Origin of the sequence: Cellulosilyticum sp. WCF-2 (genome assembly GCF_003990395.1) — a bacterium.
Taxonomy (GTDB): Bacteria; Bacillota; Clostridia; order Lachnospirales; family Cellulosilyticaceae; genus Cellulosilyticum; species Cellulosilyticum lentocellum.
In genome coordinates this window covers 3,947,478-3,964,939 of record NZ_CP034675.1, presented here as the reverse complement: position 1 = coordinate 3,964,939, position 17,462 = coordinate 3,947,478, and the positions used below count along the sequence as shown (strand labels likewise).

Below are 17,462 nucleotides of genomic sequence, written 5' to 3'. Positions count from 1 at the left end.
CTCCTTCTTTATGGTAATTATACCTTATTATAGCATTTATAATCTAAAAAATAAACAAAATAATAAATGTTAATTAAATACTGACAAATATAGGGAAGGTTGTTTTTTGTAAAAAAATAAGATAAAGTAAGCTATATGTAAACTTAGATATGTACAAAAAACGCAAAAGTTGATATAATTAAAATGTTGTTTTGAGAAACATATATGCTTTATTAACAACTAAAAAAGGGGTATTAAGATGAAACTTAACTTTGATTACAAAGGCACCAAGATAACCTATGACTTAACGTATAAGAAAACAAAGGCGATATCTATCAAAATTACTGAAGAGGGCAAAGTGAACGTTATTGCACCAATAGGTACCTCTATTTATGCTGTCATGGATAAAGTAAAAGGAAATGCACCATGGATTATCAGTGAGCTATATCGCAATAGACCACAAGCATCGCAGTCGCAATTACTAGAACAATATACGTATTTAGGAAAGAACTATAAGTTAGAGATAGTAACTAGTTCTGAACTAAAAGAAATTAAAGTAAAGATGTTAAGAGGAAAACTTGTAGTTGAAACTTATACAGAATCTACTGCAGAAATAAGACAAGCTATTATTGATTGGTATAAGCAAAAAGTAAATGCGAAGATCAAAGAGCGTTTAAAGGCATATAAAGAAATGTTCGAAATGGTGCCAGCACAAGTTGAAGTAATGGATGATAATACAATTTTATTCCGTAGTGATGAAACCTGCATAACTGCCAATGTAAGAGTGGGAATAATGCCTGTAGAGATTATAGATTATATTTTAGTAAGTAGTTTATGTCGTATAAATGGTCTAGTAGATGGAAAAGAAGTAGGTAAAATGGAAGAAATTATTCCAAGCTTTGAAAAAAGTAAAGAATGGTTAGAAGAAAATAAGAATAAGTTAACTCTATAAAATGTGTTGACAAGTAGTGAGTATATCTAGTATAATTCATGAAGTCAGCACAAAACGGGTTGACTAAAAAGAAAAAATAATGCCTTGACATATAACAAGATAAATGCTATATTGTATAGGCGCTTGTACTTTGAAAACTAAATACAATCAATTATAGATTTGTAAGTTATAGCAATATAACTTGCGCCTAACGATAAATGTACACGCACATTAGTGCAAAAATGTTTGTCAGGGTGTAAAATCTACAATTTAACCGATAATAAATATTCTTTGTATTCAACGAAAGTTGATTAACAAGGCACAAACGACCGATTAACGAAAGTTAATCATTATAGGTCAAGCTACTAAGAGCGTAGAGTGGATGCCTTGGCACCGAGAGCCGATGAAGGACGTGATAAGCTGCGAAAAGCTACGGGGAGTTGCAAATAAACTTTGATCCGTAGATATCCGAATGGGGAAACCTGGCAGAGCAAACCTCTGTCATCCTATAGCCAATCCATAACTATAGGAAGGGAACGAAGGGAACTGAAACATCTAAGTACCTTCAGGAGGAGAAAGAAACATCGATTTCCTAAGTAGCGGCGAGCGAAAGGGAAACAGGCCAAACCAGATTACTTGTAATCTGGGGTTGAGGACTGCGTCATGGCAAGAATGCGGATAGCTGAAGAGTCTGGAAAGTCTCATCAAAGAGGGTGATAATCCCGTAAGCGAAATCCAAGTGAAGCCTAGCAGTATCCAGAGTACCACGAGACACGAGAAACCTTGTGGGAAGCCGGGGGGACCACCCCCCAAGCCTAAATACTCCTCGGTGACCGATAGCGCATAGTACTGTGAAGGAAAGGTGAAAAGAACCCCGGGAGGGGAGTGAAAGAGAACCTGAAACTCTATGTTTACAAGCAGTGGAAGCGCCATATGATGCGCAACCGCGTACTTTTTGTAGAACGGTCCGGCGAGTTACTAGCTGTGGCAAGGTTAAGTACCAGGAGGTACGAAGCCGAAGGGAAACCAAGTCTGAATAGGGCGCCAAAATAGTCATTGTTAGTAGACCCGAAACCGGGTGACCTACCCATGTGCAGGATGAAGTTACCGTAAAAGGTAATGGAGGTCCGAACTCACATCTGTTGAAAAAGGTGGAGATGACGTGTGGGTAGCGGAGAAATTCCAATCGAACCCGGAGATAGCTGGTTCTCCTCGAAATAGCTTTAGGGCTAGCGTTGATAGGAGTCTAATGGAGGTAAAGCACTGAATTGCCTAGGGGGCCCACAAGCTTACCGAAGCATATCAAACTAAGAATGCCATCAAGATACCGTCAGCAGTCAGACTACGAGTGATAAGACACGTGGTCAAAAGGAAAACAGTCCAGACCATCAGCTAAGGTCCCCAAGTGTGTGTTAAGTGGAAAAGGATGTGAGATTTCGAAGACAACTAGGATGTTGGCTTAGAAGCAGCCACTCATTCAAAGAGTGCGTAATAGCTCACTAGTCGAGAGATCTTGCGCCGAAAATGTCCGGGGCTAAAACACACCACCGAAGCTATGGAATTCACAATAGTGGATTGGTAGAGGAGCGTTGTAACGACGCAGAAGCAGTACCGTAAGGAGCTGTGGAGTAATTACAAGTGAGAATGCCGGAATGAGTAGCGAGATACAAGTGAGAATCTTGTAGGCCGAATATCCAAGGTTTCCAGAGTAAAGCTGATCTGCTCTGGGTAAGTCGGGACCTAAGGCGAGGACGAAAGTCGTAGTCGATGGACAACTGGTTCATATTCCAGTACTACCTATTATCAGAACTGCAGGGACGCAGGAGGATAGGCAAACCCAGGAATGGTATCCTGGGCCAAGCACAAAGTCGCACCTAACAGGCAAATCCGTTAGGCGAGGATGAAGTGTGATGGGGATCGAAATAAAAGTAGAGAAGTTGCTGAATCCACACTGCCGAGAAAAGCTGCTATTGCGTGATAGGTACCCGTACCGTAAACCGACACAGGTGGATGAGGAGAGAATCCTAAGGCCGACGGGAGAAGCGTTGTTAAGGAACTCGGCAAAATGACCCCGTAACTTAGGGAGAAGGGGTGCCTACTTAGGTAGGCCGCAGAGAATAGGCCCAAGCAACTGTTTAACAAAAACACAGGTCTTTGCTAAACCGAAAGGTGATGTATAAGGGCTGACGCCTGCCCGGTGCTGGAAGGTTAAGGGAGAGGTTAGTCTAAGGACGAAGCTTTGAACTTAAGCCCCAGTAAACGGCGGCCGTAACTATAACGGTCCTAAGGTAGCGAAATTCCTTGTCAGGTAAGTTCTGACCCGCACGAAAGGCGTAATGATTTGGGCACTGTCTCGACAGCGCACCCGGTGAAATTGTAGTACCAGTGAAGATGCTGGTTACCCGCGACAGGACGGAAAGACCCCGTGGAGCTTTACTGTAGCTTGATACTGAGGTTGGGTATTACATGTACAGGATAGGAGGGAGACTGAGAAATCTGGACGCCAGTCTAGGTGGAGTCGCCGGTGGGATACCTCTCTTGTAATACTTAACTTCTAACCATGGCCCGTTACCCGGGTCTGGGACAATGTCAGGTGGACAGTTTGACTGGGGCGGTCGCCTCCTAAAGAGTAACGGAGGCGCTCAAAGGTAACCTCAGAATGGTCGGAAACCATTCGAAGAGTGCAAAGGCATAAGGTTGCTTGACTGCGACACCGACGGGTGGAGCAGGTACGAAAGTAGGACTTAGTGATCCGGTGGTATGAAAGTGGGATTGCCATCGCTCAACGGATAAAAGCTACCCCGGGGATAACAGGCTTATCTCCCCCAAGAGTTCACATCGACGGGGAGGTTTGGCACCTCGATGTCGGCTCATCGCATCCTGGAGCTGAAGCAGGTTCCAAGGGTTGGGCTGTTCGCCCATTAAAGCGGTACGCGAGCTGGGTTCAGAACGTCGTGAGACAGTTCGGTCCCTATCCGTCGTGGGCGCAGGAAATTTGAGTGGAGCTGTCCTTAGTACGAGAGGACCGGGATGGACGGACCACTGGTGCATCTGTTGTCATACCAATGGCATAGCAGAGTAGCCAAGTCTGGATCTGATAAACGCTGAAGGCATCTAAGCGTGAAGCAGACCACAAGATAAGATTTCCCATCCGAAAGGAGTAAGACCCCTTAGAGACTATGAGGTAGATAGGTTGGAGCTGTAAGTGTAGTAATACATTGAGGTGACCAATACTAACGGTTCGAGGGTTTGACCTAGATAATAAAGGTTGAATAAAAAGATTGTATTTAGTTTTGAAAGTATAATATACTTTTATATTCCTCGATAGCTCAGCGGCAGAGCATCCGGCTGTTAACCGGAGGGTCGTAGGTTCGAACCCTACTCGGGGAGTTTCCTTTAGGAAAGTATAGGGGCATAGTTCAGTTGGTAGAACGTCGGTCTCCAAAACCGAATGTCGTGGGTTCAAGTCCTGCTGCCCCTGTTTTAATATGGTCGCTTAGCTCAGCTGGGAGAGCACCTGCCTTACAAGCAGGGGGTCATAGGTTCGAGCCCTATAGCGACCATTTATATGGCGGAATAGCTCAGTTGGCTAGAGCACACGGTTCATACCCGTGGTGTCGGGGGTTCAAATCCCTCTTCCGCTACTAATAAAAAATCACCTATGTAAAATACATAGGTGATTTTTTATTAGTACTATCTAGTTTTAGTATATATCTAGATAATAAAATGATTTAACTTCCGTTACAGTAATACTCTGAAGGGAAATGTTCATATTCAAAGAATACGAATACTTCTTCCGTTCTCAAGTTAAACATAGTCCATTGTTCTAAATAATATTGTTGGTAACAAAGGGTATGATATTCAGAATCAGAAAGATTAGTATCATCAAAGGTGTATACAGAGTAAAGAGGTGTAGAGCAGTCAGATACATATTGATAAGTAAAATCAAAGGCCTTGGTTTCAAAAGATATATAGGGTTTTAGGTTGTGGTAGATATCTAGATGAGAGGCAATAAATTTACCTAAACCATAGTAAGGAGCAAAACAAAATTGATGCCATTCACTTTTCTCAATTAAAGTTATTTCTTCTATAATGTTTAGTGGAAGAGGACAAATATATTCTTTATGCATGAGTAATGTTTGAGACTTACTGGTTCTTGTCATAACAATGAGGTTAGACATAAGAGGACCTCCTATAATTATATGTTAAATTGTATGTAGATATGAGTTGATAAAAATAGATTTAAGTACAAAAATAGTTACAAAAAATAGTAAAAACTTAGCAAAAAGTGTTGACATGAGTCAGTGGGTTTGGTATACTAACGAAGTATTCCTCGATAGCTCAGCGGCAGAGCATCCGGCTGTTAACCGGAGGGTCGTAGGTTCGAACCCTACTCGGGGAGTTTTCCTTTGGAAATAATATAGGGGCATAGTTCAGTTGGTAGAACGTCGGTCTCCAAAACCGAATGTCGTGGGTTCAAGTCCTGCTGCCCCTGTTTAAAGTTAGGCCCAGTGGTACAGTTGGTTAGCACGCCGCCCTGTCACGGCGGAGGTCGAGGGTTCGAGTCCCTTCTGGGTCGTTTTGGTCGCTTAGCTCAGCTGGGAGAGCACCTGCCTTACAAGCAGGGGGTCATAGGTTCGAGCCCTATAGCGACCATTTATATGGCGGAATAGCTCAGTTGGCTAGAGCACACGGTTCATACCCGTGGTGTCGGGGGTTCAAATCCCTCTTCCGCTATTAGAGCACTTAGATATAATCTAAGTGCTTTTTTATTTTAAAAAATATGGATAATAAGTTGTTAGATATAATCAAATGAGAGTGTTTTAATATATTTGGGAAATATTATTGTTAATCTAATAGTAGCATTTGTGAAATAAAGGATAAGTTAAATTAATATTTGACACAGAATTTTAACAGATTATTCAGATATATTAATCTAATAATACACTAAAACATGACTATATACAAGTAAAAATGTAATTAAATGGAAATTTGAATGCTATAATATAATCGCATCTATGGACAATAGACATAATTAAGTATAAAATATATTATATAACATAAGCGGGGTGAACAAATGGATATTGCACAATTAAGTACGGCTATGGCTATGCAAAATACAAGTGTAGAGGTAAGTGTAGCAGTTATGAAAATGGGAAAAGAGCTTGTAGAACAAAATGGTAGTCAAATAACAAATATGATGAAACAAATGGAGTTATCCATTAACCCTCATATTGGTAGTAATATTGATGTGACTTTATAAAGAAGAATCCCAAGGGATTCTTTTTTTGTTAAAAATTACGCAAATATATAATAAGTAAAATGGAGTACAATAGTATGAAAAAGACAATATATATATCAGATTTAGATGGAACATTATTAAGTCAGAACAAAGAAATATCTAATGTTACTAAAAATATACTTAAACAACTAAAAAAGAAAGGTTGTAATTTTTCTATTGCCACAGCTAGGACACCTGCTACAGTAGAAGTAATTTTAAAAGAACTAGATATTCAGGAACCTATTATTTTAATGAATGGAGCAGTTTTGTATGATTTAAAGAATCATCGATATTTAGAGGTAGAGTTCATTTCACAGCAGGTTGTAAAGCAAGTATTAATGCAGTTGGATTATTTGATAGAAACGAGTTTTATTTATACAATAGATAATAATGAATTAATAGTACATTATCAGCAGTTAGAAAATGAGTATAAAATAGCTTTTTATCAGGAAAGAGCTAAATCACCATATAAATGTTTTACACAACAAATATTAAAAGATTATACTAAAGTTGCATATTTTGTATTTTTAGACACAGAAGATAGAATTAAAATGATTTATGAAAGAGTGAAAAAAATCGATGGGATTGCTTTAGTTATGTATAAAGATGTTTACAGCAAGGAAGGTTATATTTTAGAAATCTATAGTGATAGGGCTACCAAAGGAAATGCAATTAATAAGTTGAAGAGAAGAGGATATGAGAATGTCATTTGTTTTGGAGACAATCTAAATGATTTATGCATGTTTAAAGTAGCAGATGAAGCTTATGCTGTGGGAAATGCGATGCAAGAAGTAAAAGAAAATGCAACAGCAGTTATAGGAAATAATAATGATGATAGTGTAGCTAGATTTATTCAACTTCATTATGAAAAAATAAAAGAAAAGGAGAATGGATTATGTTAAGAGTTGGTATGGGATATGATGTTCATCAGTTAGTAGAAGAAAGAAAACTTATTATAGGAGGAGTAGAAATTCCACATTATAAAGGATTGCTAGGTCATTCAGATGCAGATGTTCTTATTCATGCCATTATGGATGCTCTTATTGGTGCTATAGGTGAGGGTGATATAGGAAAGCATTTTCCAGACACAGATCCTAAGTATAAAGGAATTAGTAGTATGCAACTATTAAAACATGTTGGACAGCTTTTAAAAGAAAAAAATGCATTAATTCATAATATTGATGCAACTATTATCGTACAGCAACCTAAGATGGCTCCACATATTATGAAAATGAGAGAAAATATTGCTGAGGTTTTACAAATTCAAGTAAGCCAAATCAATATTAAAGCAACAACAGAGGAGAAATTAGGTTTTACAGGTGAAGAAAAAGGTATTTCAAGCCAAGCAATTACTTTAGTTGATCTAATGGATTAAAATAGAAAATAGAATGTAGGGGATGACATGGAAGCAGAAGAGATTAATTTGAGACTACTTAAGTTTTTGGCAAAACAATATCCAACGATGGATCATGCCATTACAGAAATGATAAACTTACAGGCAATATTAAATTTACCTAAGGCTACTGAACATTTCGTATCTGATATTCATGGGGAATATGAGGCATTTTCTCATGTACTTCGTAATGCCTCAGGTGTATTAAAGACTAGAATAGATGAACTTTTTATAAATGAAATGTCAGATAAAGAGAGAAGAGCTTTTGCTATTTTAATCTACTATCCTGAGAAAAAGATGAAGCAAATTGCAGCAATCGAAGAAGAAATGAATGAGTGGTATAGGATTAATTTATTAAGAGTTATCAGACTCTGTAAAGTAATTTCTTCTAAATATACACGATCAAAAGTAAGAAAAGCATTACCAAAAGAATTTGCATATATTATGGAAGAACTACTTAATGAACAGGTAGATACACCTAATAAGGAACAGTACTACTATGAAATCGTAGATCGTATTATTAGTTTAAACAAGGCAGAAGCTTTTATGTGTGCTTTTTGCCATCTTATTCAAAGACTTGCTATAGGACATTTACATGTTTTAGGGGATATTTTTGATAGAGGTCCTCGTGCTGATAAGGTGATGGATATTTTACAGCAATATCACTCTGTAGATATTCAGTGGGGAAATCATGATATACTATGGATGGGAGCTGCTTCAGGTAGCGGAGCCTGTATTGCTAATATTATTAGAAATGCCTGTAAATATTCTAATTTAGAAACTTTAGAAGATGGGTATGGCATCAATTTATTGCCATTAGCCACATTTGCTTTAGACCAATATAAGGACCAAGATTATAGTTTATTTATGCCGGTTATAGATAATGAATGGGATACAAAACAAGACGATGTAAGATTAGTCGCATTAATGCATATGGCTATTACTTTTATTCAGTTTAAACTAGAACATCAACTTATTGAGAAATGCTTTGATAAGGAAATGATGAATAGAGATTTATTAGATAAAATTAATTATCAAGATTATACCATTGCAATTGATGGGGTGACGTATCAATTAAATGCTGATGTTTTTAAGGGGATTAATCCGAAAGCACCATATGACTTATCCAAAGAAGAAATAGAAGTAATAGATAGATTAAGAAGTTCTTTCTTACAAAGTAGTAAGTTACAAGAGCATATTCAATTTATGTTTACTAATGGGAGTATGTACAAGGTATATAATAATAATTTACTTTATCATGGATGCATTTTATTAACAGAAGAAGGAACATTTAAGCAGATACAATTAGATGATAAATATTATTCTGGTAAAGCATATCTAGAGCGTTTAGAAGCAATTGTTAGAGAAGGATATTTTAATGTATTAGATAAAGAAGCAAAACAAAAAGGTATGGATATGATGTGGTATCTTTGGTGCGGTAGTAATTCTCCGGTATTTGGAAAGCAAAAAATGACTACCTTTGAGAGATACTTCATACAAAATGAGGAAACTTGGAAGGAACCTAAAAATAGTTATTATGAGTACCTAGATGATGAGGAAATGGCAATGAGATTATTAATGGAGTTTGGTATTAATAGTGAAGAAGGGCACATTATTAATGGGCATGTACCTGTACAGGTGAAGAAGGGGGAAAAACCTATCAAAGCAGGAGGAAAAATTATTGTTATAGATGGGGGATTCACAAAGGCTTATCAAAAAATTACAGGTATAGCTGGCTATACTTTAATTTATAATTCATTTGGGCTACAACTTGCATCTCATGAACCATTTGAAGGCGTGGAAGAAGCAATTACTTCTGAGAAGGATATGGTAACTTCTATGAATGTGATAGAATACATACCAACCCGTAAACGAGTGAAGGATACAGATATCGGAAAAGATATTGATGGACAAATTAAAGCACTCCTAACACTTGTAGAGTATTATCAATTAGGTTTATTAAAAACAAAAGAAAGTTAGTAATACTAGTTAAGGAGATTGACATTGTTGATAAAGTAATATTTATTAAAAAGAACAAGGATGTGATAGGGAGGTGATTAAATGAAGGAAAAGGCATATTGTCCCACTTGTAAAAAGGAATTAGAACTAATTGCTGCATGTGGAGCTGCTAATTATTTTTGTAATTATTGTAAGAAATTAGTTTCGAGTAAAAGTATTTTAAAGGAAGAAGACATACAAGAAGAATCACCAAAAGAACAATAAATTGAGAGAGTAATGAATTAAAAGAATAATGAATTAAATAAGAGTAAATCAAATAAACATAAATAAAAAGGGGATATATAGGCCCCTTTTTATTTATTAGGTATCTCATCATTTAGCGTGTCGTGATGTTTTAAATTTAATGATTTATGAAAGTTATTTAAGAGGTAGGATACGAGAAGTGATGTGTTTCATTAAGTGAGTATAAATATCATCTAGTATTGTAAAATCAGTGGCATCAATATAATACTTTTCCAGATCATCATGTAGCATTTTAGCATAAGTAAGATGTGAGAGGCCCTCTTTTACACAAAGTTTATAGCGTTTAGAAATATGAGCTAATTCTTTTTCATAAGTAAGGTCGGTGTCAGGAGAAATGAGTTGTTTATACATATCAATAGTATGATCATCTTCTCTTTTGGGAAAATACTCATGAGGTGAGGTACTGTCAAATATACAAACTTCAAGCTCTGGTATGATAAGCATATCTAAGCTATCAGGATCAAAGCCACAATGATAAACTTCTACATCTAAACCTCTAAGTTGAGCCGTAGCTAATAGTTTTTTGAGTAATGTTGATTTGCCAGAGCCAGGGCGCCCTTTAATAAAATAACGCTTTTTCATAGGTTCGATTAAATCTGGGACAAAGTCAAAGGCACCTTTAGGAGTGGAGCCACCAAAGAAGCGATGCATAATTGTACTTCGTTTAGAAAGTTGTGTGGTGCCTAATATTTCACTAATAACTTCCTGAGTTAAAACATTGGCTTTTTTGAAGTTCATATGATCGATATAAATTTTTTCCCATTCATCATGAATAGCAAGAGCTTCTGCAAATTTCTCATAAGCTTTTGGATAACAAGCAGCAATTTCTTCTTGTAGATAAAGAATTTCTTTTTTGTGCTTACTTAATTCTTCAATATTCCAAGCTATGCCTAGATTAATATATTCTTCTATAGCACCAGGTGCAGTAGGTTCTACTACATGAGGAGAAGTACCATCTACTATGCCTATACTAAGCGTTCTACAGATAAGACCATCCAATGAATCTGGATCGGAGGAGCAATGAATATATTCAACAGAGTATTCTTTTTCTTCTAATGCAGTACCTATTTTTTTCATAAGAGAGGATTTACCAGTACCAGGACCACCCTTTAATATATATATTTTATTCAAACTCTTTAAATTAGAAGGGAAAAAATTTTGAAAACCTTTGGCAGAGTTAGCACATACGAAATAATGCTTTGAAAATATAGTCATTAAAAACACTTCCTTAAAAAACAATGAGTCATACTTATCATATGATAAAGCAAGAGACATTGTGAAAGAGGAAAGAATATGAAATAGTATAGCATATTACTATTAGGTTGATTTATAATTGAATAGATGAGAGATAAGCTAGTTCTAGATGTAAGATATAACAGAAACAATGAAATGAGAAAATATATAAAATAAATATAGATTGAGAAGGTACCTGTGCTTATAAACTTATGAAGGGATTAGGTCCATAATGTAATAAAGAATAGGGGGAGGTCTATAATGCGAAAATTAGGGCGTATAAAAGAAAGTATGATCAGCTTATGCATTGTTATTTTTTGTTTACTGGGGATTTTTATTGTAATAATCATTACTCCACGTTTAGAAGCAAAGTATGAATCAAAAGATGAACACTTGGAGCAAGAAATGATAGAAGTTTTACCAGAAGAAGAGCAAGAGTTAATAATTGATATTGAAGCATTATTTGAATATAAGGGTACCTCTATTAATGATGAAGAAGAGTTGAAGGAACTAATAAGTATTTTACCAGAAGGAAATGAGATAGAGCAGATTATTATGCCTAATGAGGCAGGAAAGTATGGAATACAAATACAGTATAAAAAGGTATCGAATACTAGTGGGATAAATAGAAGCAAAGTTGAGCAGATGATGCTTTTAAATAGTACCCTATTAATGAGTCTGTGCAATGACTTAAATGCAGTTACAATGAAGACTTATATAGGAAATGATTTTGTGGAGCGATTTATTTATAGGGGAGATTTAGATAGCTACTTTCAAGAAGATATTAGAGCAAGTCGAACGTTAGAAGAGTTTAGGAAATATAGTGAGTGCTTTTTGAAACAAGAAGCTGTTACACAATATATGGGTCAAAAGTATACATACAGTACAGAGCTAGGAGAAAAAGTTGATCAGTTTTTTAAGTTAAATTTTCCAGTAGGTCAATTGGCAAATGCAGATAAAATGCCCTATATAGATGAGGACTTGGGAGAAGATTTAATCAAGGATTATGGATATCGTTTGTTTGTAGAAGGGTTAAAATATAATAATGACTATATCAATTATTATAGTGCATATCGTTTACTAGAATTTTATAGTATACCTGAATTAGAAGAAATGCTAATAGAGTTAGCTATCTGCAAAAATAGGACAAGCAATGAACAAGTTAAACTTGCATGTACTTATGTAATGGAAATACTGGGAAATCAATCTATACAGGAGCCGACTTGGATAACAAGGTTTAGAGAAAATACTTTTGGTGGTGGAAGAAAGGTATATATAATTCGAGAGGGGAAAATAAAAGAGTGGGGAGAATGGGAGATACCAACAGCTATCAAGGAGTTTTCTATATCACCTGACGGAGAAATGGTATGGTGTTATGGCGTAACATCAGAACAGGAGTATGCTTATGTAGCACCAATCGAAAATGAGGAATGTTATAGTTTGGGTAATATAGAAATTGAAATGAAAAATGATGAAGCTATTCCAGAATTAATGAGTTGGGCAAAAGAACAGTTAAAACGAAAATCACTCCTGGCACCTATAGATTTAAATAGCAATTTAGAGGTCAAAGCAGATTGGTTTAGTAAAGCCTTTTTAAAACTACAATTAATTTCAAATGAGCCCCAAAAAGCACAAGACCTATTTTATAATCCAGAAACACACCTATTAACACCAGTAACGCTTGATGATGAAGATTATAGCTTAACACAGTTGGTGTATGATTTAAATGAAACATTATCATTAAAGGGATATACACATATTACGCAAGGAGGAATAGAAGCAGAAGGGGTAAGATTATATTTAGGTGAGGATTATATAACAGTCTATGAATATAGTAGTATAGAGGAGCAAGAGAAAAGTAAGCAATCATTGCAAGAATTGATACTAGGGAGCAATACGAGTCGTACTAAGAAAAAAGTATACTTTTTTGAAAAGGGAAGGTTACAAATAGTTTATGAGGGAACTGAGCCTGAGATAATAGAGTATCTAATAAAAGAACTGGATCTTCCTGCAAATTAGCGCAGCTTGCTAAAATTTAAAAATAATCATATACTAATAAGGTTGTAATAAGTATTGACAAGGGGGAAACAGGGTGAATAGACAACAAGAATTAGAAAATACTTCTATAGGAAGATTATTATTAAAATATTCTATTCCTGCTATTATTGGAATGCTTGTAAATGCACTTTATAATGTAGTGGATAGAGGATTTATAGGAAATATTCCCGATGTAGGAAATGCTGCTATGGCTGGTGTTGTTATTACTATGCCAATCGTGACTATTATTTTAGGATTTTCCATGCTCATTGGAATAGGAACAACTGCTTATATTTCTATTAAGTTAGGTGAACATCAACGAGAAGAAGCAGAAAAAGCATTAGGAAATGGGTTTGTTATAGCTACGTTTATGGCACTTATTTTAATGGTACTAGGACTTATTTTTGCACCTCATTTATTGAAATTATTTGGTGGAAATGAAGAAACCATACCTTACGGAGCTCAATATATAAATATCTTTTTAGTGGGGACTCTATTTAATGTATTAGGGTTTTGTTTTACCAGTATTATGCGTGCTGATGGTAGCCCTAAGATGTCTTCTGTATGCATGGTAATTGGATGCGTACTTAATATTATTTTAGACTATGTATTTGTATTTGTTATTCAAATGGGTATAGAGGGAGCAGCATTAGCAACAATTATCTCACAAGCTGTTACTGCTATTATTGGCTTATGGCATTTTACAAAAGGAAAGTCAGGCTTAAAATTAAGAAAGCACTATTTTAAATGTGACTTAAGTGTCATTAAAAATATAGTTGCTATAGGTATGGCACCAGCAACTATGCAAATGGCGATCAGTTTAGTACAAGTAGTCATGAATAATGTATTAAATCGTACAGGAGGACAAGTAGCTGTAGCAGCTATGGGTGTTATAAGTGCTGTGACGATGCTAGTGCTTATGCCTATTTTTGGGATTAATCAAGGAGCACAGCCTATTATTGGCTATAATTATGGCGCTAAAAACTATAGGCGTGCGAAGGAAACAAGCATTCTTTCCATGATAGCAGCAACTATTATTTTAACTATAGGCTGTATTATTATTGAAATAATGCCGGGCTTCTTTGTTAGAATATTTGATGGCACAGGAGAGATTGCCCCTGTTGCAGTACCTGGAATTAGAATCTATGTTCTAACTTTACCTATTTTAGCAGTTTCTATTATGGGATCAAATTATTTTCAAGCTATTGGAAAAGCGAAGGTGGCTACAGTACTTAGCCTTTTAAGACAAGTATTGGTACTTATTCCTGTTATTTATATTGCCTCTTCTATAGGAGGATTAACAGGTGCGTGGTGTGCACAGCCAATTAGTGATGTGATTTGTACAGTGATAGTTGGTTTTGTGTTAATTAAAGAATTTAGAAGCTATAAAGAAAATAGCCATGAGGTATTATTAAAAAGCCAAACAAGTGAATAAAATAGATAAGCTTAAAAGATATAAGAGCATTTAAGAAAAGTTAAATAAGCAATTTATAGATAAATATAAAAAAGAAGCTACAATACTTAAGCGTATTGTAGCTTCTTTTTTGAATAGTAAAATTGACTATTGAGGATAATTTAAATTAGCATTTGTGAGCTTAAGAAGTACATTTTCTAGATACTGTTTAGCTTCATATCTTGCCATTGGAAGATTTAAATCTAAGTAGTTACCACAGTCTCTTGCTGTAGCACCAGGAATTTCTCCCTCAAAATGAGAAATGAATTCAAATAGCTCAGTAATAAGTGGTGCAATTTCTTTAGGATTTCTATTACCTTTTAAGATAAGATAGAAGCCCGTACGGCACCCCATTGGCCCAAAGTAAATAGTCTCATCAGCAAAAGTAGGATGATTACGTAAAAAAGTAGCACCAATGTGTTCAATGGCATGAATTTCAGCAGTATTTAAAACAGGTTCTAAATTAGGACGTTTCATACGTAGGTCATAAGTTGTAATAGTATAATCGCCAATAGCATCTACACGTGAAGTATAAATCCCAGGCAATAAGTCAATATGATTAACAGTAAAACTAGCAATCTTTTTCATAGTGTAATCCTTTCTTTAAATTAATATTTTTATAAAACACATGAACTACTACCAAGTTAGTAGATATAGTTGAATTTACCTCCATTATACTCTAAGAATGATTATTCGTATAGATGATAGTTTATAGTTTTCCCTTGATTTAGCAGAAGTTGTCTGATAACATAAAATAAGATAAAAAGATAAAGAGGTGCACGAAATGAGTGAACAAAAAAAAGTTATTTTTAGTGGCATGCAGCCATCCGGTATCATTACGTTAGGAAATTACTTGGGTGCCCTTAAGAATTGGACGAATTTACAAGATGAATATAATTGCTTATATTGCATTGTAGATATGCATGCTATTACTGTAAGACAAGATCCAGCAGTACTTAGAAAAAATGCAAGAGAATTAATGATGCTTTATATAGCAGCAGGCCTTGATCCTGAGAAAAATATTATTTATATGCAATCTCACGTATCTGCCCATGCAGAGCTAGCTTGGATTTTGAATTGTTTTACTTATATGGGTGAATTAAGTCGTATGACACAGTTTAAAGATAAATCTCAAAAACATAGTGATAACATTAATGCAGGTTTATTTACGTACCCAGCACTTATGGCAGCAGATATTTTATTATATCAAGCTGATTTAGTACCTGTAGGAATTGACCAAAGACAGCATTTAGAGTTAACAAGAGATATTGCTATTCGTTTTAATAATCTATATGGTGATACCTTTAAAGTACCAGAGGCTTATATTCCAAAAGTAGGAGCTAAAATTATGAGTCTTCAAGACCCTACTAAGAAAATGTCAAAATCAGATACAGATGTCAATGCTTCTATTAGTATTATCGATGATACAGATACCATTATCCGTAAGTTTAAACGTGCTGTAACAGATTCAGAAACAGAAGTACGTTTTGATGAAGAAAACAAACCAGGGGTAAGTAACTTAATGACAATCTATGGGGCTATTACTGGTCAAACCATGGAGCAAGTAACAAATGAATTTGCAGGTAAAGGTTATGGTGATTTTAAAGTTAAAGTAGGAGAAGCCGTAGCAGAAGAATTAAAGCCACTACAAAATCGATTTAAAGAATTATCTAGCGATAAAGCGTATATTGATGGTGTGATTAAAAAGAATGCAGAAACAGCAAGTTATTTAGCTACTAAGACTTTGCGAAAAGTACAAAAGAAAGTAGGCTTTCCACCTATTATTAGATAAGAAGCAAATAGGAAAGTAAAATAAACATAAGGATGATATGAAAAGAAAGAGGCACTTATCTTTAAAGTAAAAACTAAAGATAAGTGCTTTTTAGTATGCAAAACTGGAAAAATCATTTATTGTGAGGTAAGAGGCAAAAAGCCCTTACCATTTCCTATTACTTGTGAGGTTTCTGTTACAGTCATAAAGGCTTTTGAATCTATACGCAGCACTAGTTGTTTGGCTTTAGCAACTTCACGTATACTAACAGTTGTAAATAGAATGTACTTAGACTCTGAAGTATAGGCACCGATAGCAGGAATCATTGTAACACCACGATGTAATTCCTTAAGCAAGCATTTTGAAAGTTCATCTGCGTGTTCACTTTCTGTAATAATGTATAAGGTACGTTTTCTGTTAATACCATCTACTACAAAGTTAGCCACTTGACTACTTAAAAACATAGTACTAATGGTTAATACTGCTATATCTAAGCCAAAGAAGTAAATAGATAAAACAACAATGAGAGCATTTAAATATAAGGTAACAGTTGCCATATTAATAGAAAAGTATTTATTGATAATTTTAGCAATAATATCTGTTCCACCAGTAGAGCCATCAGCTCTGAAAATAATACCTGTACCCAGACCGTGTAAAAAGCCAGCAACAACAAGTGTAGAAAGGGTATTTCCCTGAGTAATAATAAGAGGATGTGTAACCTCTAACCAAAAAGATAGCATAAGCATGCCAAATAAGCTGTAGGTTAAATAAGTTTTACGAAGGAAAATAAGACCAAGTATAAAAATAGGGATGTTAAGTAAGATAACAGTAATACTAACTCTTGCATTAAATAAAAAATAAAGAAGCATGGAAATACCATTGACGCCACCACTTAAAAGTTGATTAGGAATAAGAACACCATTAGTGGCGATTGCGAGAAGTAAGGTGCCAATCATAATGCTAAAAATACGGTTGTAATTAATAAAATTATTTTTCATGAAACTCTCCTGAAGCAGTTAATAATTAATCTCCTATTACTATAAAGCACAAGCAACTAATAAGCAATATGTCGAAATACAATTTTTATATGAGAAATTATGTTATAATAAAGTATACTTTAAA

Annotated in this window: 13 protein-coding genes, 9 tRNA genes and 1 rRNA gene; 19 read left to right on the top strand and 4 right to left on the bottom strand. The window is 35.2% G+C overall.

Annotated features, from left to right (window positions below):
- Positions 1-238: 238 nt before the first annotated feature.
- The 6 genes from EKH84_RS17955 (at position 239) to EKH84_RS17930 (ending at position 4,554) form a co-directional block, all read left to right on the top strand.
- The gene (locus EKH84_RS17955) at positions 239-931 is read left to right on the top strand and encodes a M48 family metallopeptidase (protein WP_013657981.1); all 693 of its coding nucleotides are present in this window, start codon (positions 239-241) and stop codon (positions 929-931) included.
- A gap of 334 nt (positions 932-1,265) precedes the next feature.
- Positions 1,266-4,167: ribosomal RNA gene (locus EKH84_RS17950) — 23S ribosomal RNA — on the top strand.
- 61 nt (positions 4,168-4,228) lie between these two features.
- A tRNA-Asn gene (locus tag EKH84_RS17945) sits at positions 4,229-4,300 on the top strand.
- Between the two features lie 18 nt (positions 4,301-4,318).
- Positions 4,319-4,391, top strand: a tRNA-Trp gene (locus tag EKH84_RS17940).
- Positions 4,392-4,400: 9 nt separating this feature from the next.
- Positions 4,401-4,473: transfer RNA gene (locus EKH84_RS17935), tRNA-Val, on the top strand.
- Positions 4,474-4,480: 7 nt separating this feature from the next.
- Positions 4,481-4,554: transfer RNA gene (locus EKH84_RS17930), tRNA-Met, on the top strand.
- Between the two features lie 87 nt (positions 4,555-4,641).
- Here the strand turns inward: EKH84_RS17930 and EKH84_RS17925 are convergent.
- The gene (locus EKH84_RS17925; RefSeq protein ID WP_127067352.1) at positions 4,642-5,091 is read right to left on the bottom strand and encodes a hypothetical protein; all 450 of its coding nucleotides are present in this window, start codon (positions 5,089-5,091) and stop codon (positions 4,642-4,644) included.
- 149 nt (positions 5,092-5,240) lie between these two features.
- Here EKH84_RS17925 and EKH84_RS17920 point away from each other — a divergent pair.
- From EKH84_RS17920 to EKH84_RS17875, 10 genes are all read left to right on the top strand, one after another.
- Positions 5,241-5,312 (top strand) — tRNA-Asn (locus EKH84_RS17920).
- A gap of 20 nt (positions 5,313-5,332) precedes the next feature.
- Positions 5,333-5,405 (top strand) — tRNA-Trp (locus EKH84_RS17915).
- A gap of 10 nt (positions 5,406-5,415) precedes the next feature.
- Positions 5,416-5,489 (top strand) — tRNA-Asp (locus tag EKH84_RS17910).
- A 4-nt stretch (positions 5,490-5,493) separates the two neighbouring features.
- Positions 5,494-5,566: transfer RNA gene (locus EKH84_RS17905), tRNA-Val, on the top strand.
- A 7-nt stretch (positions 5,567-5,573) separates the two neighbouring features.
- A tRNA-Met gene (locus EKH84_RS17900) sits at positions 5,574-5,647 on the top strand.
- 340 nt (positions 5,648-5,987) lie between these two features.
- Positions 5,988-6,173, top strand: coding sequence for a YjfB family protein (locus EKH84_RS17895; RefSeq protein WP_013657979.1), 186 nt, complete (start codon positions 5,988-5,990; stop codon positions 6,171-6,173).
- 74 nt (positions 6,174-6,247) lie between these two features.
- Positions 6,248-7,093 (top strand): HAD family hydrolase, encoded by an 846-nt coding sequence (locus tag EKH84_RS17890; RefSeq protein ID WP_190283384.1) that lies wholly within the window; start codon positions 6,248-6,250, stop codon positions 7,091-7,093.
- On the top strand, positions 7,087-7,566 hold the full coding sequence (ispF, locus tag EKH84_RS17885; protein WP_127067350.1) for a 2-C-methyl-D-erythritol 2,4-cyclodiphosphate synthase: 480 nt from the start codon (positions 7,087-7,089) through the stop codon (positions 7,564-7,566). Before EKH84_RS17890 ends, ispF begins: the two co-directional genes overlap by 7 nt.
- Before the next feature lie 27 nt (positions 7,567-7,593).
- Positions 7,594-9,564: a fructose-1,6-bisphosphatase gene (locus EKH84_RS17880; protein WP_127067349.1), complete on the top strand. Its 1,971-nt coding sequence runs from the start codon at positions 7,594-7,596 to the stop codon at positions 9,562-9,564.
- An 81-nt stretch (positions 9,565-9,645) separates the two neighbouring features.
- A complete protein-coding gene (locus tag EKH84_RS17875) occupies positions 9,646-9,807 on the top strand; it encodes a YfgJ family double zinc ribbon protein (RefSeq protein WP_013657975.1) in 162 nt (53 codons plus the stop codon).
- 153 nt (positions 9,808-9,960) lie between these two features.
- Here EKH84_RS17875 and EKH84_RS17870 read toward each other — a convergent pair whose 3' ends face one another.
- A complete protein-coding gene (locus EKH84_RS17870; RefSeq protein ID WP_190283383.1) occupies positions 9,961-11,061 on the bottom strand; it encodes a PRK06851 family protein in 1,101 nt (366 codons plus the stop codon).
- Positions 11,062-11,340: 279 nt separating this feature from the next.
- Here EKH84_RS17870 and EKH84_RS17865 point away from each other — a divergent pair, with 279 nt between their 5' ends.
- Together EKH84_RS17865 and EKH84_RS17860 are read left to right on the top strand one after the other, a co-directional pair.
- Positions 11,341-13,098 carry a hypothetical protein gene (locus EKH84_RS17865; RefSeq protein ID WP_127067348.1) on the top strand — a complete coding sequence of 586 codons (1,758 nt, stop codon included), beginning with the start codon at positions 11,341-11,343 and terminating at the stop codon, positions 13,096-13,098.
- Positions 13,099-13,171: 73 nt separating this feature from the next.
- A complete protein-coding gene (locus EKH84_RS17860) occupies positions 13,172-14,551 on the top strand; it encodes an MATE family efflux transporter (RefSeq protein ID WP_127067347.1) in 1,380 nt (459 codons plus the stop codon).
- A 126-nt stretch (positions 14,552-14,677) separates the two neighbouring features.
- Here EKH84_RS17860 and EKH84_RS17855 read toward each other — a convergent pair whose 3' ends face one another.
- The gene (locus EKH84_RS17855) at positions 14,678-15,157 is read right to left on the bottom strand and encodes an S-ribosylhomocysteine lyase (protein WP_127067346.1); all 480 of its coding nucleotides are present in this window, start codon (positions 15,155-15,157) and stop codon (positions 14,678-14,680) included.
- A gap of 196 nt (positions 15,158-15,353) precedes the next feature.
- Between EKH84_RS17855 and trpS the strand changes: the two genes are divergently transcribed.
- Positions 15,354-16,361, top strand: coding sequence for a tryptophan--tRNA ligase (gene trpS / locus EKH84_RS17850; RefSeq protein WP_013657968.1), 1,008 nt, complete (start codon positions 15,354-15,356; stop codon positions 16,359-16,361).
- Between the two features lie 116 nt (positions 16,362-16,477).
- On the opposite strand, the gene EKH84_RS17845 is transcribed toward trpS, so the two are convergent.
- A complete protein-coding gene (locus EKH84_RS17845; protein WP_013657967.1) occupies positions 16,478-17,338 on the bottom strand; it encodes a YitT family protein in 861 nt (286 codons plus the stop codon).
- Positions 17,339-17,462: the final 124 nt, after the last annotated feature.